Genomic DNA, 17,447 nt, shown 5'->3' with positions numbered 1-17,447 from the left:
CTGTTCCCAGGAGAATCCCTTGCGCATCCCCCTCTCCGGCCGCGCCGCCGTCGCCGCGCTGGCCGTCACCGCCGCCTTCGGCCTGGCCGCGTGCGGTGGTGGTTCCGCCGCCGGCGGCAAGAACGCCTCCGATGCCGATGTGTCCGCCGGAATCGATTACGCCAAAAGTCAATTGGCGAAATACGAGGCCGATCCGAAGTTCACCCTCACGGCGCCGGCGTTCCCGATGAAGAACATCGCCGGCAAGACCATCTTCGTCATCCCGACCAACAGCGAGAATCCGTACAACGTCGCCGTCGACGACGAATCACGCAAGATCGCCGAACGGTACGGCGCCACCTGGGTCGAGTACACCAATCAGGGCAAGCCGGCCCAGTGGGCCGCCGGTGTGGAGCAGGCCGTCAATCAGAAGGCGAATCTCATCGTGCTGTCCCAGGGCATCGACGGCGCACTGATCAAGCCGGCCCTGCAGAAGGCCGATGCCGCCGGGATTCCCGTGCTGCTCACCCACACCGTGCTGCGCGGCGACCCGATCCCCGCGGATCTGCAGGGCCTGATCGACGCCACCACCGATGCGCCACTCGCCGAGGCGAATCGGCTGACCGTGGACTGGATGATCGACCGCACCAAGGGTTCCGGTACCGCACTCATCATCACCTCCAACGAGGTGCCGCCGGCCAAGGCCGAGGTCGCCGCCATGACCGACGAACTGGGGCGGTACTGCCCGAAGTGCGATTACAAGGTGGTGAACGTGCCGGTCACCGACTGGGCCACCAAGATCGCCTCCGAGGTCCAGTCGGCGCTGTCCGCGCAGCCGAACATCAAGTTCATTCTGCCGATCTACGACTCGATGTCGCTGTACGCCCAGTCCGGTATCAAGGCCGCGGGCAAGACCGGTCAGGTCGAGATCTCGTCGGTGAACGGCACTCCGGCGGTGCTGAAGATCCAGCAGGACGACGGCATCGTCACCATGAATGTCGGTGAGTCCATTCCGTGGCTCGCCTGGGCCACCATGGATCAGGCGGGCCGGCTGCTGCTCGGCCTGCCCCCGGTGCCCGGGGGCGCGGAGCAGACCCCGCTGAAACTGATCACGGCCGCCAACATCCGGGATACGGGCACCCCGCCGCAGCCGGACAAGGGCTACGGCACCGCCTACGTCTCGGGATATCAAGCGCTGTGGGGTGATTCGCGATGAGCCCGGATCCGATCGTCAACATCGTCGGGCTGTCCAAGACCTTCGGCGGCAACACCGTGCTGAAGGATGTCGGCTTGACCGTGCACGCCGGTGAGGTGCACGGCCTGCTCGGCGAGAACGGCTCCGGCAAATCGACCCTGATCAAGGTGCTCGCGGGTTTCCATGCTCCGGATCCCGGTGCGGCACTGCAGATTCGCGGACGCGATGTGCCGTTGCCGGTGCCGCCCGGCGGTTTCCGGGAGCTCGGCATCAGTTTCGTCCACCAGGATCTGGCGCTGGTCCCGGATCTGTCGGTGCTGGAGAATCTGCGGGTCGGCCCGATGGTCGCCGGATCCCGGCCGTGGATCCGGTGGGGTCGCGAAAGAGCCACGGCCCGAGCGCTGTTCGACCGATTCGGGCTGCGGGTGGACCCCGACGCGCCGATCTCGGCACTGAGCGACACCGACCGGGCCATCGTCGCGATCCTGCGGGCCGTCGAGGAACTCGGTGACCGCCGGACGCTGCTGGTGCTCGACGAACCGACCGTCTTCCTTCCCCGGGAGGGCACCGACCTGCTGTTCTCGGTGGTCCGCGAGATCGTCGCGGACCGCCGGGCGGCGGTGCTGTTCGTCTCACACGATCTCGACGAGGTGCTCGAGCACACGGACCGGGTCACGGTACTGCGCGGCGGCGTGTCCCAGGGCACCCACCGCACCCGGGAACTCACCACGGCGACGCTGATCGAGCTGATCGTCGGGTCCGACGCCGATGTCGGAAGCGGCCGGGAGCGAACCGATTTCGGTGATTCCGCGCCGCTGGCCGTGGTCACCGGACTGGAGACGGCGACCGTCGAGGAGGCCGGCTTCACGGTCCGGCCCGGCGAAATCGTCGGTCTCGCGGGCATTTCCGGATCCGGCTACGACGACGTACTGCCCGCGCTGTACGGCGACCGCCCGGCCCGCGCCGGCCGGCTGACCCTCGACGGCCGGGTCCTCGACCTGCCCGCCCTGACCCCGGCAGGCGCGCTGTCGCACCGGATGGTCTACGTGCCACCGGATCGCAAGACGGCGGGCAGCGCACCCGAACTGACCGTCGGTGAGAACGTCACCCTGCCGGTCCTCGGCGCCGGCCTGATCAACCCCCGCGCACTGCGGGCGGCCGCCACCGCGCTCGCCGAGCGCTACGACGTCCGCCCCCGCGATCCGAAGGCCGGCTACGGCGCGCTGTCCGGTGGCAATCAGCAGAAGGCGTTGCTGGGCAAATGGTTACAGCTGGATCCACGATTGATCCTGCTGGCCGAGCCGACCCAGGGCGTCGACGTCGGCGCCCGGGCGCGCATCTACGGGACGCTCCGGGAGGCGGCGGCCCGCGGTGCCGGAATCGTCGTCGCCAGTTCCGATTACGAGCAGCTGTCGGTCCTGTGCGACCGCGTGCTGGTGTTCTCGCGCGGCCGGGTGCACGCCGAGCTCACCGGGGAACGATTGAGCAAACAGCACATCTCCGACACCGTTCTGGGCCCGGTCCGGCAGAAAGTGGGAGCCTGATGTCCGTATCGATGGACGGCGCCGCCCTCGACGCCGTCGCCGACGAGCCGGCCCGTGCGGCCGGAACAGCGCGGTTGCGCAGGGAACTGGGTCCGCTGCTGGAGAAGTACGCGCTGGTACTGGCTTTGATCGCGGTGGTGGTCGTGTTCAGCGTGCTGCGGCCGCAGGTCTACGCCACCACCGGCAATCTGCAGAACATCCTGGGTTCCCAGGCCGTGCTGCTCATCCTGGCGCTCGGCCTCATCGTGCCGTTGACCGCGGGCGAGTTCGACCTCTCGGCGGTGTCATCGATGTCGCTGGCCGCGATGCTGGTGGCGGTGCTGAATGTCCAGCACGGCTGGCCGCTGCTGTCCTCGATCGTGGTGGCGTTGCTCGCGGCGCTGGCCGTCGGCGCCGGCAACGCGTTTCTGGTGGTCCGTCTCCAGATCGACTCGTTCATCGCCACTCTCGGCAGTGGCACGTTCGTCCTCGGTGTCGTGCAATGGATTTCGGACTCCACGTCGGTGACGGGTGTGGACCGCGCGCTGGTGCAGGCGACGGTCGGCACCCGGGTGCTGGGAGTGTCACTGCAGTTCTACTACGCGCTGGCGCTGGTTGTGATCATCGCGGTGGTGTTCGCCTACACCCCGATCGGCCGCCGCCTGCTGTTCGTCGGCCGGGGGCCGCAGGTGGCCCGGCTCAGCGGTCTGCACGTCGACCGCATCCGCGGCGGCGCGCTGATCACCTCCGCCTGCACCGCCGGTCTGGCCGGAATCGTCTACGCGGGCATGCTCAGTGGCGCCGACCCGTCCTCCGGGCAGTCGTTCATGTTGCCCGCCTTCGCCGCGGCCTTCCTCGGCGCCACCGCCATCGTGCCCGGCCGATTCAATGCCTTCGGCACGCTGGTGGCGGTGTATTTCCTGGTAGCCGGCGTCGTCGGGCTCCAGATGCTCGGGGTCGCCAGCTTCGTCCAGCAATTGTTCTACGGCGGCGCCCTGGTCGTGGCGGTGGCGCTGTCCGGCTGGGTCCGCCGCCGCACCACCGGCCGACCCGTGCGCTGAGCACCCGACGAAAGGAAATCTCATGCGGACCACCGTTGTCGCAGGCAATCCCAAACCCGGCTCCCGCACACTCGCGGCCGCGACCCTGCTGGCCCGGGAATTGTCCGGCGCCGCACCCGATCACGTCCTGGACGTGGTGACATTGGGTGCGGGCCTGCTGGAATGGGGCGACGAGACGGTCCGGGCCGCCGTCGCCACCGTCGCCGAGTCGGAGTTGGTGGTCTTCGCCAGCCCGACGTTCAAGGCCACGTACACCGGCCTGCTGAAGCTGTTCCTGGACCAGTTCGCGACCGGTGAGGGGCTGCGCGACGTCACCGCGGTGCCGCTGATGCTCGGCGCCGGTCCGGCGCACGCGCTGGCGCCGGATCTGCTGCTCAAACCGGTGCTGGTCGAATTGGGCGCGATCACACCGGCTCCCGGGCTGTACCTGCTCGACTCCACCTACACCAGCGATACCCGCATCGCCGACTACGCCCGGCGCTGGGGTCCGGTGCTGCGCGCGACCGTCCGGCAGGAGGCGTGATGAGCGATCCGGCATCCTTGGACGGCGGCGCGCTGCGCCGTGCCTTCGCCGACATTCCGTCCGGCGTGGTGGCGATCTGCGCGGACCTCGGCACCGAACGAATCGGCATGGCCGCCAGCACGTTCGTACCGGTGTCGCTGGATCCGCCGCTGGTGGCCTTCTGTGTGCAGAACACCTCCACGACCTGGCCGCGCCTGGCGGCCCTGCCCCGTCTGGGCATCAGCGTGCTCAGCGCCGGCCATGCCGGCGCCGCCCGCACCCTCGCCGCCCGCACCGGTGACCGGTTCGCCGGTGTCACCACCGAAACCCGCTCCGGTGGAGCGTTGTTCGTCTCCGATACCGCGGTGCGGATGGATGTCTCGGTATCGCAGCAGATTCCGGCGGGCGATCATGCGATCGTGGTGCTGGTGATCAACGAACTCCACTGCGCGGACGAATCGGGGCCCGCTGCGGTGGAACCGATCGTGTTCCACCGCAGCCTGTTCCGCACGCTCGTCGCATGACGGGGATCGGACCGTAGCCGAGGCGCCCGCCGCCGCGACCGGGTGACTCGGTGGTCAGGACGACGGGTACGGCGGCGCTACGCCCCAGCCCCAGTGCGGGACCGGAGCCTGCTGAGGCGGATTCGCGCCGGGCTGGGAGTTGGTCAGGGCGATGCGGGTGCCCCATTCGAGGTAGCCGACGAACGCGGCGCGGAACTCCGGATCGGCGGGCAGCCCGACCTCGTCGGCCGAATCCAGCAGCAGCGACACCCAGCGCCGCCGCTGCGGCTCGGTGATGGCCTTGCCGAGATGATGGATCAGCATGTGGTGGTAGCCGCCGCGTTCGTCGGTATAGCGCGACGGCCCGCCGAACACCTCGGCGAGCCACATCGCCACGTAGCGCGGATGCCCCGGGTCCATGCCGGCGAACAGCGGGCCGATCAGGTCGTCGGCCAGGACGTGGCCGTAGAAGGTCGTGGTGAGACGCTCCAATGCCGTTGTGCCGCCCAGCCATTCATACATGGTGGGTACCGAGCCACCGGCGCCCCGGACCGGGGTGCGCTCGTAGTGCCGCATCTCCTCGATCCGCGCGACGTAGGGCTCGATCTCGGCGAAGAACTCGGCGAAATGTTCGCCCTCCCGGAAGCCCCGCAGATGATCCGCGGCCGAAGTCCAGGTGATGCGCAGGACGTAGCTCTCGGGTTCGTCGACACAGCGCGACAATTCGTAGTCGACGCACTGCGGAGCCCGCGCCAGCGCGTGGGCGGCGCGGCCGTAGGCGGCCTCGAATTCGGCGGCGGCCGGTCCGTCGATCCGGTAGCGGAGGTATTCGATAATCACGTGTAACACTGTAATCACTGTTGCAGGTTCGAATTTCCGGTGGTGGCAAGGCCTGCCGCCATACACTGGGAAGATGATCCGGCTCGGCGTGCATCGCTGTCACGATCCGGCGACGCAGTGTCCGGCCTTCACTTTCCTTGTCCCGCAAGGGTGGCGGGCGCAGTCGGGATTGACATGGAACCAGTCGCTGCTCAATCCGGTGACACCGGCGGCGGTGGCGCAGTCGCCGGACGGCGCTGCGTGGCTGGCGTTGTTGCCGAACGCGGCCTACAGCTGGGTCGACGACGGCCGGATGCCAGAGGGCTCGATGGAGTACGGTGCGCCGATCCTGCGGCCGCGCCCGGCGGCGGATGTGTTGCTGACCATGCTGATTCCCCGGGTTCGGCCGGGGATCGGGAATCTGCGGGTTGTCGCCGTGGAGCACGAGCCGGCGCCGCCGTGGCCGTCGCAGTTGTCGCGGCGGGTGCAGCCGGGGGACGACAGCATCCGGGCGACGGTCGAATACACCATGCGGGGGAGGGCCTTTCGCGAGATCGTGTCGCTGGTGTCGCGGGTCGCGGAGCCCACCCCGATGCCCACGCTGTGGGGGATCCGGCAGGTGCGGTACTGGTTCACGTTTCCCGCGTTGTCGGTCGGCGGACCGGTCGACCGATGGGACGAGTACGCCGAGTATCTGGATACCGCCCGGCGCACGTTCCGGGTGGAGCCGACCTGGATCCAGGCCCTGGAGCGCCTGTTCCGGCAGGCTTCGGACAACGCGCTACAGCAACAGCAGACGTGGTTCGCCGCCCAGCAGGCCGGGCATCGGGCACAGGTGGCGATGGGGGAGCAGCTCGTCCACATGGGTCAGGATCTGTCGAATTCGATGGACGACATCGTGATCGGTGGCTACGAACAGCGCGGCGCGGTGTACGACCGGATCTACGACGATCAATACCTGGCGACCATGGGGCTGTCCCGGTACGACGATCCGTCGCAGCCGATGCCGGTCGAGTTGCCGTACGGGTACGAGAGTGTCTGGAGCGACGGGCAGGGCGACTACATCCTGTCCGAAGACCCGTCCTACGACCCGAATTCCGCGGCGCCCGGACCGAACTGGCAACGGCTGGACCGGACGGACCGCTGAGCGCTATTCGCGGTCCACGCGGCGCAAACCCTGTGCGGGCGTCCACCATTCGACGACCAGCCGCGTGGCTTCGGGATCGAGATGAGTGTGGACGACCTCGGTGATGTCGGTGTGGAAGCTGTCGCCCTCCGGGCCGTCCACGATCGGACCGGCCGCGATCGCGCGCCCGGCGATCTTGGCCTCGCCCGGCCACTTCGCCTCCTCACCCTCGATCGGGTCGACCGTGGCGCTGTGCAGCGCGAAACGCGGGTCCCGCACGAGATCGGCGGACTTGCGCGCCTTCGGCATCGAGCCGAACACCAGCTTGCCGTCGGTGAACGAGGCCTCGATACCGGAGATCCGCGGCGAGCCGTCGGCGCGAATCGTGGCGATGGTCTTGTGCCGGTGCGCGTCGAACAGTGCGCGCACCCGCCGCGCGAACTCCGGTTCCGCCGCTTCCACCTCGTGCCAGGTAGTCATGCGCCCCATGATCGCATCCCGCGCCCCGATTGGCCGTAGGCTTCCGGCCATGCAGGTGTTTGCTGCCGGTCCGGGCTCGGTCGGTGTGTTCGCCGTAGGACCGATGGCTGTCGGTGTCTTCGGCGTGGGTCAGCATGCGACGGGCTTCATCGCGATCGGCCAGATCGCGACGGGATTCTTCGCGCTGGGCCAGGTCTCGACCGGAGTAGTCGCGGTGGGGCAACTCGCCCGCGGCGTATTCGTGGTGGGACAGTTGGCGATCGGCCTGGCGGCCATCGGACAGGTCGCCCTCGGTGTGCTGTGGACCGGCGGCATCGGGGTCGGCGCGGTCCGCGGCTTCGGCTTGGTCTACGGCCTGTTCCCCAGGGACGCAATACGTTCCGCACAGGTATGGCTGCGCTGGTACGGAAACCGCCTGCGCAACATCCCGGACGACCGTCCCGAGCCGATCTCGTTGCCCGCCTGGCGAATCCCGCTCGCCGTGATCGGAACAGCCCTGATCGCCACTGCGTGGTGGTTCATCGCCGGCCGGGCGATGGAGGGCATCCTGTGGGCTCCGGACTAGCCGATTCAACGAGGTATCGCACGGTGGCTCCAGCATTATTTTCGGTGCGCCGCGACCTTGATGGTTGATGCGTCTGTCATCCCGCATGAAATTCCGGCCGTCTGCCGCACGTCGGATCGTGCATGTGCAGGGTGTGGTCAGCCGGAGCCCCGGTGGGTGCACAACTTACGACTGCGAATCCGAAGGGGGCACAAAGGATCTGCGCAAGCTGTACTCTTCGAGCATGGCAGGGGAAACCGAGCATGCGAAGGGGGCGGATGGTACGTGGCTTGCGAAACGATGGCTGGAGCGCACAACCCGAGCTCAAGTAAGATGGGAGCAGCCCGATCCTATTGCGGTGAGGAAGCTAACTTTCGATCGGCCCGGGGGCACGTTCTCCTTTGACATCGGTGGAAGTCTGGTTGGCGGTGAGGTAGACAGCCAAGACTTCTTTGCAGAGGTGAAGAAGTATAAAGATGCTCAAGATCAGCCGGCGCTATTCAGGCAGTTCTTAGCTAAATGTTTCCGGGCGTATGACCAGCGGCCGGAGCGTTGTGATAATTTTATGTGGATTACATGGGCGCCGTTCAATTCGACAGATTGGTCGAAATTGGATAAGCCAGAAAAGCTTGAATCCTGTGTACGTGAGAATTGGAAATACAACTTCACTACTCAAGAGGAGGCTCAGGCCGCTGATTTGAGTGGAAATATAGTCAAAGAAGTTGCACAACGAATATGGATACTTGTTCTGTCGGACAAGCAGGTAGATCACCTGTCGATGAGTGATAGGCACCTTTCTGTAATTGCTGAATACGAGACACTGGAGAGGGCGAAAAGGTGACTTCGGAAGCAACCGTGAAGCTGAACAGTGCCTTCTTGATCGAGGATGGCGACGAGTCGGTTCGTCGAGTTAAGGAAATAATCAGCGATGCCCTGGTTGAGGCTGATCCGACCGTGGCTGTCGTGAGGACTGAATATTTCAATCATTCCTACGTTCCCGATCTCGTTTTGGAGTGGCCATCGCGCGGAACGAGTGCAACGAGAAAAGTCTACCTTCGGCCGACCCAAAATCCCATCAAGATTGAAATGGATGTTAAGGAGCATGCATCCACTCACCCCATGTTTGTGTATCTATCCGAACTGGTGGGTCAAAACGTAGCTGTAGACGGCTCGGGATTTGGCGAACTTTCCGAAACAGCGCATGCGTCCGAGACATTGGTGACAGAAGTTGGAGCATTCGAGCGGCTAATAGTGCAGTCATCTGCCCCAGGCGCTACGCTGCTCCCGTCATCAATTCTGCGGGGTGGTCGGGGCCTTCTGAGGGAGGAGACCGCTGATAACACTGCTGCAATTATCAGTCGTGGGTTTGCTGGAGCACTTGAAGCTGATCGTGCATCGACAGCAATGGCCCTGAGCGTGATAAGCGAGGTTCTGGACCATGGTGTGGCGACCGAGATGACGTCAATCATGGAGACTATGTGGATTGCATCGGGTGGCACGCCGGTCGACTTTCCGGGGGAGAATCGAAATATCGGCCTTCGCCTCTCATCGGAGAGGTTGGCATCATTGCTTGGCACTGTGCCACAGGCGCTTGAAGCATTCTGGATTCGGGTTGGGCGAAGTGTCTCGATGGAATCATTTTCTAGCCTGAATTTGGTTGGAGAGCAGCCTGCTTTGCAGTTTATAATATCGGCGGCGCTGTCCCATCTTGTGACTCGAGCCTGTCGTGTTGAGAATACCGTTCGCGCTGATCAGGTCAGTGACCCTTTTATCTGGCAAGTCGAGGATGGAAATCTTTCACTCCGTGGACTTGGGCGACAGGCTTGGGTCGGGCAAAGAGTTGACCAACTCCCGCGGAAGCGAGCCGAAGATTCCGGTGTAAGGCCGTCGCCGCGACAGTTGCTTAGCCGGTCTAAGCGATCAGGCACCCCAGTTACTTCTGTTGAGTTGGTCGGTGACGGTCGGACAGTCACTTATGGGTCGGCAGAGAATGCCGATATCGCTGGTGACGAATCGGTTATGTCGTTCGACAGATTACTTGGACCTGATGCTGTGGCTAATCGGGCAATGGCACTGGCATCTGGATCCAAGCCGGTTACGGTTGACTTTTTAGGCAATGCTGCATTTGGGGGTCCGACTGCCCGGGTGGAAGTCTCCAGGCTGATCTGGATAGCCTGGTCGATGACGGCTGATCTCACCACCGCGCAGCAGGACGTGTTAGCGACCGTTCTCGGTCCATTCGAGATACCTAGTATCGAAGATTCTGGGCGCGTGACCCACAATTCAAACGACGATTCGAACTGACCACGGCCAGTGCGGACGGTTCGGCACCGGAGAGGGGGCTATTTCGCCCGTGACGGCTATTCGGGCCGGATGGCGTCCGTGGCGTCCGGACCATACCCAGCCCGTTACGGGGCCGCTGAGCCGTTCATCGCGGCCGTGATCATCGCGCGGGCATCCTGGCCGTGGACGGCTTGGTCCTTGAGGCGGTGAAATGCCTTCTCGTACAACGTGATCTCGCTGGGTTGCGTGATAGTCAGTTCGGCCGTGACGGTTTCGACCTGCACCATGCGGCCATCGAACATGATGAAGTTGTTCGTGGGGGCCGTGTACCGGTGCGCCGTCGGCACGATGCCCAGCACGACGCGAGGGAGCGACATCGCGGTGAGCAACCGGTCCATCTGCTCGATCATCAAGTCCGCGGTGCCGACGCGGGTGTGGAGAACCTGTTCGGCGAGGATGAAATAGAACCGATGGTTGCCCCGGTACAACACCTGTTGGCGTTCGAGGCGGGCGGACAGGCTCGCGTCGATGTCGGTCTCCGGTTCGTCGCAGAAATCGAGCACCGTGCGGAGGATCGCTTCGGCGTACGGCGGGGTCTGCAACAGGCCGGGGACGAGGACGGGTTCGTACCACCGCATGAGGTTGGTCTTCGCCTCCGATGCGATCGACTGTTTCTGCCTGTGCGGCAATCGCATCCGCCGCCATTCGACGTAAGCCGTTTCGACGTTGCGCAGGTTCGCGATGAGGTCGGGTACCTGGTTGGCGGTGCGGGTGTGGATACACCACACGCGCACGTCGTCCTCTGTCGGCATCTGCCTGCCGTACTCGATCTTCGAGACCTTCGATGGCGGCCAACCGGCAAGCTCGGACAGTTGCCTACCGGTCAGCCCCGCATCCTTACGAAGGTTGCGCAGGCGCTCGCCGAACGCCTCGCGCGCCTCTTTCGCGGTAGTGGTCACGTCCGGATGTATTCAGCGTGAGGAACGGCCTTGTCCCACACACGGTTCCACACCACCCGAGCGTGATCGACTATCACCGGGTCGTGACTGATGCCCCAACCGACGTATCGGCCGGACGGCTCGAAGATGGTGAACGCGAGCGTCCGATCATCGATGAGCCAGAAGTCGTCCGTGGTCAGTTCGGCCGGATCGATCAGATGCCGGGGCAGGTACCGGATCTCCTCGCCCACAGCCATGTTCTGGTCTGCGACGACCAGACCCCACCGGGTGTAGTCCACGTGCGGCTCGGTGACGATACGGGCACGACGCACGGCCCGGCCGGTCGCGGTGACGTCGTGAATCAGGGCCCACCAATCCGCGCCCCACTCGTAGTCGTCCGGCTCACCGGCCAGGAACTTGCGGAATGGTTCCGCTTCCTCGGGTGTCTCGTACGTGTCGAGCACTTCGAGGTGGTAAGCGCCGCTTTCGCACGACCGCAGCAGGTCCTCGATTTCCTCACCTTGCAGTAGTTGCATGTACCCAAACCTCCTGTCCCATAGGAACTTCGATGCTGGTCTCGTGGTCCGGGGTGTCCATCTCTGCCAGCGCCCCGGCATCGGTGACCGGTGCACCCGCCAGGACGAACGTGCCCCGGCCGGTGTCCTCCAGCGGTGCGCCGACGCACGTGCCCGGGTGGGTGTGGGCAAGGAGCCGATGCGGGATCTCCACTCGGTCGTCGTGGCCGCTCACTCGCCAGCCCTGCACGACGTACGTACCCCGGTTCGTGCCGAAGAGTGTTGGGCTCCCGCCGTTTTGAGTGTTCCTGCCGAGGAACGTTAAGCGCAACGGGCTGTCATCTATCGGTGTGTTTCGCACAATTTCTTCCATGCGATCGATCGTGGGCCACCAGTAGAAACTGGTCAACAGAAAGCGTACCAGCGAGAAATTTGGAGAAATCTAGTACAGATTTTCGTGCCCGCGTTCATACCGTCGTCTGCAATGGACCGGGTGGGGTGCCATGTCCTCCACCCGGTCCAGAGCCAATCGAAAGGTTTTGGCGTGTCAGACGATCAGTGCCATGTGCGCATCGAGTTCGGGCCGCTCGTGTTCGACTACTGCGCCCCGAAGCAAGCAGCGATCCAATACGCGCACGACATCGGGGAGTGGCTCGGCGTTCCCGTGCTGGTAGACGACGAAGTCCGCGATGACCTGCCCCCACTGCCCTGCGAGTCGCTATGGGCGTGATGCTTTTCGTGACAACGGTTCTCGTGTCTTTCGCGCTCGGTTACTTGCTGGGCCGTCGTCGGCATCGCACCGTTCCCCGCCCGGTCGGACGGCACAGTTTCGAGTACTTCACCACACCCGCCGCCACGACGCTCAAGCTCCCGACCGCTCGGCCGGCCTCGCCCGGCCCGGAATGGCCGCGACGTCCCGTAACGAACAGAAGGAAAGCATGATTCGCGAATTCGTACTCGTAGCCATTGCCGCCTTGGCGGTGGCCGGGTGTGCCGACACTCCGACCTCGACATTGCCGACAGCCACCCGGTTGCCGACATCGGCGCACCCGCCCGCCGTGACGACCACACCCGCCCCTCAGCCGTCGACTGCGGCACCGATCCCGGCGGGGTGCCAACCGGCCCCGGCCGACACGGTGGCGACGATCTCAGCGGCGTTCCCGGACCCGTCGTACTCGCTGGCCGATGTGTACGCGGTCACTGCGCCGGGTGGGGTGCTGACGTACGTCGGCGCGAACATCATGCAAGGCACCACGAAGGCATCCAGCGCCGACGTGTGGGTCGCTCGGGGTGCGGTGGTGTATTCGCTGTCCGGCGATGCGCGCAGGCGGACGACGTTGCCCGATGGCCGAAAAATGTTGAGCGCCAGCGCCGGTGACGATTACGGCACGAAGGTCCAGACGTGCGTCACGACGGCCGAACGGGCTCGGAACCAATCCGGGGGCCGGTGACCCCACCACACCCACAAACAGAGCCGTTCAGATTCGATTCTGGGCGGCTCTCGTCGTTTCGGGGCGGTTGTGGACATGGGACGAACTCGCAAGCCGCCCACGGGCCGACTTCAAAACGACCCCATATCCGGAGATGCGGGGCCGTTGGTGCCGGTGCGGTCACTCGGCGGGAGTGTGGCCGGTTCCGCCTCGGCCGCCGCCTTTGCCGCTTCGCGTTCCTTCGCCCCCTTGGTGAACCAGGACTTCATGGGGCCAACGTCCTTGGGGAAGAACGAGTATCGCTTGCCGGACCCGACCCGCCGTGTAGTCGGCCGACGCGCGGAGGAACACCCGCAGAGCGGTTGCTCGGGTGCCCGGGTCCGGGTCGTACGCAGGGTGAGGACTATGACGAACAGATAGGCGCAGCCGTGTACCGGACCGATCGCGGTGGCGATCGAAGGCGGGTGCGCCGTGGCCGGGTCGATCACCAGCGGGCACTGCGTGAGCGGCTCCGCTGTGGTCGCGATGCGCAGTGCGCGAACGGGATTGATCGTTCATGCCCCGGTTGTCGAGCCGGGACGGACGATCATCAGTACGGTGACGGCGGCCCACAGTAGGTTGAACAGGCCGGTGAACATGGCCAATTGTGCGGGGGCGCGCCATTCGGCGACGGGGACTTCGAGTTCGGGCAGTGTGGCCAGGATGTGTTGCTGACGGGGGAGGATCAGCAGGGCCAGTAGTGCGGCGGCGGCCGTGGTCAGCACGATCGAGACGATCAGCCAGGCGCTGGTCAGTACGCCTAGGGAGCTTGCGGTGGCGATGCCGAACACCGGGACCGCGATGCCGATCATGGCGTAGACGCGAGAGATCCGGTGCAGCACATCGAGTACGGCCGGGTCGCGCGCGGGGTCGGCGGCCACGCGGCGCGCGGTGGCGGGAAACATGCTGGCGGCGACGGTCACCGGGCCGATCGCGAGGATGACGGCCAGAACGTGAACGGCGAGCAGGAATTTGGTCACCGCGCGGCCCCGGGGAATGCGCGCCGTCCAGCGGGCGTCACGCCGAGACTCCCGCTGTGGTGGTGAAATCGGCTGCGCGCCACGCGGTTCCGCGCCGCTCGTGACCGAACAGCTGCTCCACGGCGTGCGCGACCCGCGGGCCGAGTTCTCGCTCCAGCAGATACAGGCCGAGGTCGAGCCCGGAGGTGACACTCGACGCGGTGACCAGATCGCCGTCGTCGACCACGCGGGCATCTATCACGGTGACGCCGGTGGCGGCCAGCCCGTCCAGGCCGAGCCGGTGGGTGGTGGCCGGGCGGCCGGTGATCAGCCCGGCCATCGCGAGCACCATCGAACCGCCGCAGACCGTGGCCACGGTCGTCCCGGGCCGGGCCAGGGCCTGTCCGAGTAGAGCCGGCAACGGTGTGCCGAGGGTACGGGCCAGGATCGCCGGGATGCTGTCCGGTGGCAGCTCTCCGGTACCGGTGGGCAGGCTGCCCGCGGCGCCGGGCACGACGATCATGTCGGCCCGCGTCGGGTCCAAAGTCGCTGTCGCGGTGAGTGACAGCAGGCCCATTCCGCTCGGTACCGGCCGTGGTCCCTCGGCGGAGACCAACTCCACCGTCAGTGCGCCGCCGGCCGTCACACCTCCGGCGGCGAGTACCTCGTAGGGGGCGACGACATCCAGCGGGTCGAACCCGTCGAACAACACGATCTGCGCGAGCACAGTGGCGGTCCTCTCTCGGTGCGGTGATCTCTTCGGCTGCGACGCCGACGCTAATGCCCGCGAACGCTCCCCGGAATCGGCTGGATCGCCACCTTTCGACGGGTTCTCGCCAATGCCGTGACCGGGCGTGTGAGCCGAACCGTGCGTTCGGGCACTTGGCGAGAAGTCCGCGTAATACTAGATTCTTGCCATGCACACTGTGGCCGTCCTCGCGCTGGACCGGGTCATCCCCTTCGATCTGTCCACGCCGATCGAGGTGTTCGCCCGTACCCGGCTGCCCGATGGTCACCCCGCCTACCGGGTGCGGATCTGCGGTGCGACCCCGACCGTCGATGCCGGGGCGTTCACGTTGCGGCCACCGTGGGGCCTGGAGGCGTTGCGTGACGCGGACACCGTGATCCTGCCGGGCTGCGCGGATCCGACCGCCGAGATTCCGGGCGAGGTGCTCGCCGCGCTGCGGGAGGCGGCCGCCGCCGGTACGCGGATGGCCTCGATCTGCTCCGGCGCCTTCGTCCTCGCCGCGACCGGGTTGCTCGACGGGCTGCGGGCGACCACCCACTGGCTGGGGACGGATCTGCTCGCCGCGCTGCATCCGGCCGTCGACGTCGACCCGGACGTGCTCTACGTGGACAACGGACAGTTCCTCACCTCGGCAGGCGCCGCCGCCGGACTGGACTTGTGCCTGTACATGATTCGGCGCGATCACGGGTCGGCCGTGGCGGCCGATGCCGCCCGGCTGTCGGTCGTGCCGCTGGAACGTGAAGGGGGACAGGCGCAGTTCATCGTCCACGACCGGCCGCCCACGCCGCGGGGTTCGGTCCTGGAGCCCGTGCTGCGCTGGATGGAGGACAACGCGACTCGCGAAATCACCCTGGAAGATATTGCGGCCCAGGCGAACATGAGTACCCGTACCCTCAATCGCCGGTTCCGCGAGCAGACCGGTACCACTCCGCTGCAATGGTTGCTGCGCAGCCGGATCCGCCGGGCCCAGCACCTGCTCGAGACCACCGACCATCCGATCGACCGGATCGCCGGTCAGGTCGGCTTCGGCTCGCCGACCGCCTTCCGCGATCGGTTCAAGCGGATCGTCGGCACCGGCCCGCAGTCCTACCGCTCGTCCTTCCGATCGCTGAGTGTCGACTGACCGGCGCGAGACCCGGTGCGGCCCGGCCGACTCGGGCGAACCGGGCGGACCGGGGCCACGGAATCGATACGCTGGGGCGGGCATCCGGTGCGCGGGTGGGCCGGTACGGCCCGCCGGTCGGGCCGGTCGCGCCGGATGAGAAGGAAAGTGTTGTGGCAGAAAGAGTTTCGGGAAACACCGTTGACGGTGTGTTGCGCCGATCCGCGGCGCGGTTCGGTGATCGCGCGGCGCTGGAGTTCGAGGGCCGGACGCACGGGTATCGGGAGCTGGACGACGCGGTCTCGCGGGCCGCCGGGTGGTTGCTGGGGCTGGGATTGCGGCCGGGCGATCGGGTGGCCGCGTACGGCACCAACTCCGACGCGTACGTCATCGGATTCCTCGCCTGCGCGCGGGCGGGGCTCGTGCACGTGCCGATCAACTACGCGCTCACCGGCGCGGAGTTGAGTTACCTGATCGGGCAGTCGGGTGCGCGTGCGGCGCTGGTGGATCCGGCGCTGGCGGGGACGCTCGCGGCGGTCCGCGGGGAGCTCACCGCGCTCGAGCACGTCCTGCCGTTGCGCGACGCCGCCGGGTCGCTGCTCGGGATCGCTTCCGCCGGTGCGGTTCCCGCGCTCGACGCGCAGGCCGCGCCCACCGATCTGGCGCAGCTGCTGTACACCTCGGGCACCACCTCGAAACCCAAGGGCGCCATGATGACCCACCAGGCGCTGGTGTACGAGTACGTCTCCTCGGTGATCGCACTGGATTTCACCGCCGCCGACGATCCGCTCGTCGCGATGCCGCTGTACCACTCGGCCGGCATGCACGTGTTCGCGCTGCCGTACCTGTCGGTGGGGGCGACGGTGCGGTTGCTGGCGGCCCCGGACGTCGCGGAGGTGCTGCGCCGGGTCGAGCGGGACCGGATCGGGTCGCTGTTCCTCGCGCCGACGGTGTGGGTGCCGTTGTCCCAGCACCCGGATCTGGACACCCGCGACCTGTCCTCGCTGCGCAAGGCGCAGTACGGCGCCTCGATCATGCCGGTCACCGTGCTCGAACGGCTGCGGGAACGGTTCCCGGATCTGGGGTTCTACAACTGTTTCGGGCAGTCGGAGATCGGCCCGCTGGCCACGGTGCTGCGGCCGGAGGAACACGAGCGGCGACCCGCCTCGTGCGGCCGGCCGGTGTTCTTCGTGGAGACGCGGGTGGTGGACGTCGACGGGAACGACGTCGGCGCCGGCGAACCCGGCGAGATCCTCTATCGATCGCCACAGCTGTGCCTGGGTTACTGGGACGATCCGGCGGCGACGGCGGAGGCGTTCCGCGGCGGCTGGTTCCACTCCGGCGATCTGGTCACCCGCGATGCCGAGGGCTTCGTCACCGTCGTCGACCGGATCAAGGACGTGATCAACACCGGCGGCATCCTGGTCGCCTCCCGCGAGGTCGAGGACGCCCTCTACACCCATCCCGCGGTGGCCGAGGTGGCGGTGATCGGCGTCCCGGACGACCGGTGGATGGAGGCGATCACCGCGGTCGTGGTGCTGCGCGACGGGCACACCGCCACCGCCGGGGAATTGATCGACCACCTCCGGCCGCTGATCGCACCGTTCAAGGTGCCCAAGCACATTCGCTTCGCCGGCGCGCTGCCGCGCAATCAGAGCGGCAAGCTGCTGAAGCGCGAACTGCGCGACCCGGCCGCGTAAC

The 17,447-nt window shown here is 66.4% G+C and carries 20 protein-coding genes; 13 read left to right on the top strand and 7 right to left on the bottom strand.

Features of this window, described 5'->3' with window-relative positions; all coding sequences use genetic code 11:
* The first annotated feature begins 19 nt into the window (after nucleotides 1-19).
* From NRB56_RS34345 to NRB56_RS34325, 5 genes are read left to right on the top strand one after another with little or no spacing between them, the layout of a single operon-like run.
* Complete coding sequence (locus tag NRB56_RS34345; protein WP_153348534.1) at nucleotides 20-1,195, top strand: sugar ABC transporter substrate-binding protein; 1,176 nt, start codon at nucleotides 20-22, stop codon at nucleotides 1,193-1,195.
* Complete coding sequence (locus tag NRB56_RS34340; protein ID WP_153348533.1) at nucleotides 1,192-2,718, top strand: sugar ABC transporter ATP-binding protein; 1,527 nt, start codon at nucleotides 1,192-1,194, stop codon at nucleotides 2,716-2,718. Before NRB56_RS34345 ends, NRB56_RS34340 begins: the two co-directional genes overlap by 4 nt.
* On the top strand, nucleotides 2,718-3,758 hold the full coding sequence (locus tag NRB56_RS34335) for an ABC transporter permease (protein ID WP_153348532.1): 1,041 nt from the start codon (nucleotides 2,718-2,720) through the stop codon (nucleotides 3,756-3,758). Before NRB56_RS34340 ends, NRB56_RS34335 begins: the two co-directional genes overlap by 1 nt.
* 22 nt (nucleotides 3,759-3,780) lie before the next feature.
* The gene (locus tag NRB56_RS34330) at nucleotides 3,781-4,281 is read left to right on the top strand and encodes an NADPH-dependent FMN reductase (RefSeq protein WP_153348531.1); all 501 of its coding nucleotides are present in this window, start codon (nucleotides 3,781-3,783) and stop codon (nucleotides 4,279-4,281) included.
* Nucleotides 4,281-4,784 (top strand): flavin reductase family protein, encoded by a 504-nt coding sequence (locus NRB56_RS34325; protein ID WP_153348530.1) that lies wholly within the window; start codon nucleotides 4,281-4,283, stop codon nucleotides 4,782-4,784. The genes NRB56_RS34330 and NRB56_RS34325 overlap by 1 nt, the downstream gene beginning before the upstream one ends.
* A gap of 54 nt (nucleotides 4,785-4,838) precedes the next feature.
* On the opposite strand, the gene NRB56_RS40340 is transcribed toward NRB56_RS34325, so the two are convergent.
* Nucleotides 4,839-5,603 (bottom strand): group II truncated hemoglobin, encoded by a 765-nt coding sequence (locus NRB56_RS40340; RefSeq protein ID WP_319943952.1) that lies wholly within the window; start codon nucleotides 5,601-5,603, stop codon nucleotides 4,839-4,841.
* A gap of 73 nt (nucleotides 5,604-5,676) precedes the next feature.
* On the opposite strand from NRB56_RS40340, the gene NRB56_RS34315 reads away from it, so the two are divergent.
* Nucleotides 5,677-6,729, top strand: coding sequence for a hypothetical protein (locus NRB56_RS34315; protein WP_153348529.1), 1,053 nt, complete (start codon nucleotides 5,677-5,679; stop codon nucleotides 6,727-6,729).
* Nucleotides 6,730-6,732: 3 nt separating this feature from the next.
* Here NRB56_RS34315 and NRB56_RS34310 read toward each other — a convergent pair whose 3' ends face one another.
* On the bottom strand, nucleotides 6,733-7,188 hold the full coding sequence (locus NRB56_RS34310) for a pyridoxamine 5'-phosphate oxidase family protein (protein WP_153348528.1): 456 nt from the start codon (nucleotides 7,186-7,188) through the stop codon (nucleotides 6,733-6,735).
* 103 nt (nucleotides 7,189-7,291) lie between these two features.
* Between NRB56_RS34310 and NRB56_RS34305 the strand changes: the two genes are divergently transcribed.
* The 3 genes from NRB56_RS34305 to NRB56_RS34295 all read left to right on the top strand — a co-directional run bounded on the left by NRB56_RS34305 (nucleotide 7,292) and on the right by NRB56_RS34295 (nucleotide 10,036).
* A complete protein-coding gene (locus NRB56_RS34305) occupies nucleotides 7,292-7,753 on the top strand; it encodes a hypothetical protein (protein ID WP_153348527.1) in 462 nt (153 codons plus the stop codon).
* 223 nt (nucleotides 7,754-7,976) lie between these two features.
* Nucleotides 7,977-8,573 carry a hypothetical protein gene (locus tag NRB56_RS34300; RefSeq protein WP_153348526.1) on the top strand — a complete coding sequence of 199 codons (597 nt, stop codon included), beginning with the start codon at nucleotides 7,977-7,979 and terminating at the stop codon, nucleotides 8,571-8,573.
* Between the two features lie 14 nt (nucleotides 8,574-8,587).
* A complete protein-coding gene (locus NRB56_RS34295) occupies nucleotides 8,588-10,036 on the top strand; it encodes a hypothetical protein (protein WP_153348525.1) in 1,449 nt (482 codons plus the stop codon).
* A 104-nt stretch (nucleotides 10,037-10,140) separates the two neighbouring features.
* On the opposite strand, the gene NRB56_RS34290 is transcribed toward NRB56_RS34295, so the two are convergent.
* Genes NRB56_RS34290 through NRB56_RS38525 form a run of 3 tightly spaced genes read right to left on the bottom strand, consistent with a single transcriptional unit; the run spans nucleotide 10,141 to nucleotide 11,877 of the window.
* Nucleotides 10,141-10,974, bottom strand: a complete 834-nt coding sequence (locus tag NRB56_RS34290) for a helix-turn-helix domain-containing protein (RefSeq protein ID WP_319943951.1) — start codon at nucleotides 10,972-10,974, stop codon at nucleotides 10,141-10,143.
* On the bottom strand, nucleotides 10,971-11,489 hold the full coding sequence (locus tag NRB56_RS34285; RefSeq protein ID WP_153348524.1) for a DUF6879 family protein: 519 nt from the start codon (nucleotides 11,487-11,489) through the stop codon (nucleotides 10,971-10,973). The genes NRB56_RS34290 and NRB56_RS34285 overlap by 4 nt, the downstream gene beginning before the upstream one ends.
* Entirely contained in the window at nucleotides 11,470-11,877 is a 408-nt protein-coding gene (locus NRB56_RS38525) for a hypothetical protein (protein ID WP_227838571.1), read from the bottom strand. The genes NRB56_RS34285 and NRB56_RS38525 overlap by 20 nt, the downstream gene beginning before the upstream one ends.
* A gap of 135 nt (nucleotides 11,878-12,012) precedes the next feature.
* On the opposite strand from NRB56_RS38525, the gene NRB56_RS34280 reads away from it, so the two are divergent.
* On the top strand, nucleotides 12,013-12,198 hold the full coding sequence (locus NRB56_RS34280; protein WP_153348523.1) for a hypothetical protein: 186 nt from the start codon (nucleotides 12,013-12,015) through the stop codon (nucleotides 12,196-12,198).
* Nucleotides 12,199-12,370: 172 nt separating this feature from the next.
* Nucleotides 12,371-12,919, top strand: coding sequence for a hypothetical protein (locus NRB56_RS34275; protein WP_153348522.1), 549 nt, complete (start codon nucleotides 12,371-12,373; stop codon nucleotides 12,917-12,919).
* Between the two features lie 533 nt (nucleotides 12,920-13,452).
* Here NRB56_RS34275 and NRB56_RS34270 read toward each other — a convergent pair.
* Both NRB56_RS34270 and NRB56_RS34265 read right to left on the bottom strand, forming a co-directional pair.
* Nucleotides 13,453-13,917, bottom strand: a complete 465-nt coding sequence (locus tag NRB56_RS34270; RefSeq protein WP_319943950.1) for a hypothetical protein — start codon at nucleotides 13,915-13,917, stop codon at nucleotides 13,453-13,455.
* Nucleotides 13,918-13,954: 37 nt separating this feature from the next.
* The gene (locus NRB56_RS34265) at nucleotides 13,955-14,623 is read right to left on the bottom strand and encodes a DJ-1/PfpI family protein (protein WP_319943949.1); all 669 of its coding nucleotides are present in this window, start codon (nucleotides 14,621-14,623) and stop codon (nucleotides 13,955-13,957) included.
* A 190-nt stretch (nucleotides 14,624-14,813) separates the two neighbouring features.
* Here NRB56_RS34265 and NRB56_RS34260 point away from each other — a divergent pair, with 190 nt between their 5' ends.
* Both NRB56_RS34260 and NRB56_RS34255 read left to right on the top strand, forming a co-directional pair.
* Nucleotides 14,814-15,767 carry a GlxA family transcriptional regulator gene (locus tag NRB56_RS34260; protein WP_153348521.1) on the top strand — a complete coding sequence of 318 codons (954 nt, stop codon included), beginning with the start codon at nucleotides 14,814-14,816 and terminating at the stop codon, nucleotides 15,765-15,767.
* 152 nt (nucleotides 15,768-15,919) lie between these two features.
* Nucleotides 15,920-17,446, top strand: a complete 1,527-nt coding sequence (locus NRB56_RS34255; RefSeq protein WP_319943948.1) for a fatty acyl-CoA synthetase — start codon at nucleotides 15,920-15,922, stop codon at nucleotides 17,444-17,446.
* The last annotated feature ends 1 nt before the right edge of the window (nucleotide 17,447 follow it).

Origin of the sequence: Nocardia aurantia, assembly GCF_009604425.1 — a bacterium.
Taxonomy (GTDB): Bacteria; Actinomycetota; Actinomycetes; order Mycobacteriales; family Mycobacteriaceae; genus Nocardia; species Nocardia aurantia.
Note: the sequence above shows the minus strand (reverse complement) of the source record. Positions and strands in the feature narration are given on the sequence as shown.

Coding starts and splice junctions, on each gene's coding strand:
- NRB56_RS34310 (WP_153348528.1), bottom strand. CDS start 7,188: ATGACTACCTGGCACGAGGTGGAAGCGGCGGAACCGGAGTTCGCGCGG.
- NRB56_RS34315 (WP_153348529.1), top strand. CDS start 5,677: ATGATCCGGCTCGGCGTGCATCGCTGTCACGATCCGGCGACGCAGTGT.
- NRB56_RS34325 (WP_153348530.1), top strand. CDS start 4,281: ATGAGCGATCCGGCATCCTTGGACGGCGGCGCGCTGCGCCGTGCCTTC.
- NRB56_RS34330 (WP_153348531.1), top strand. CDS start 3,781: ATGCGGACCACCGTTGTCGCAGGCAATCCCAAACCCGGCTCCCGCACA.
- NRB56_RS34300 (WP_153348526.1), top strand. CDS start 7,977: ATGGCAGGGGAAACCGAGCATGCGAAGGGGGCGGATGGTACGTGGCTT.
- NRB56_RS34275 (WP_153348522.1), top strand. CDS start 12,371: ATGGCCGCGACGTCCCGTAACGAACAGAAGGAAAGCATGATTCGCGAA.
- NRB56_RS34285 (WP_153348524.1), bottom strand. CDS start 11,489: ATGCAACTACTGCAAGGTGAGGAAATCGAGGACCTGCTGCGGTCGTGC.
- NRB56_RS34335 (WP_153348532.1), top strand. CDS start 2,718: ATGTCCGTATCGATGGACGGCGCCGCCCTCGACGCCGTCGCCGACGAG.
- NRB56_RS34260 (WP_153348521.1), top strand. CDS start 14,814: ATGCACACTGTGGCCGTCCTCGCGCTGGACCGGGTCATCCCCTTCGAT.
- NRB56_RS34340 (WP_153348533.1), top strand. CDS start 1,192: ATGAGCCCGGATCCGATCGTCAACATCGTCGGGCTGTCCAAGACCTTC.
- NRB56_RS34305 (WP_153348527.1), top strand. CDS start 7,292: ATGGCTGTCGGTGTCTTCGGCGTGGGTCAGCATGCGACGGGCTTCATC.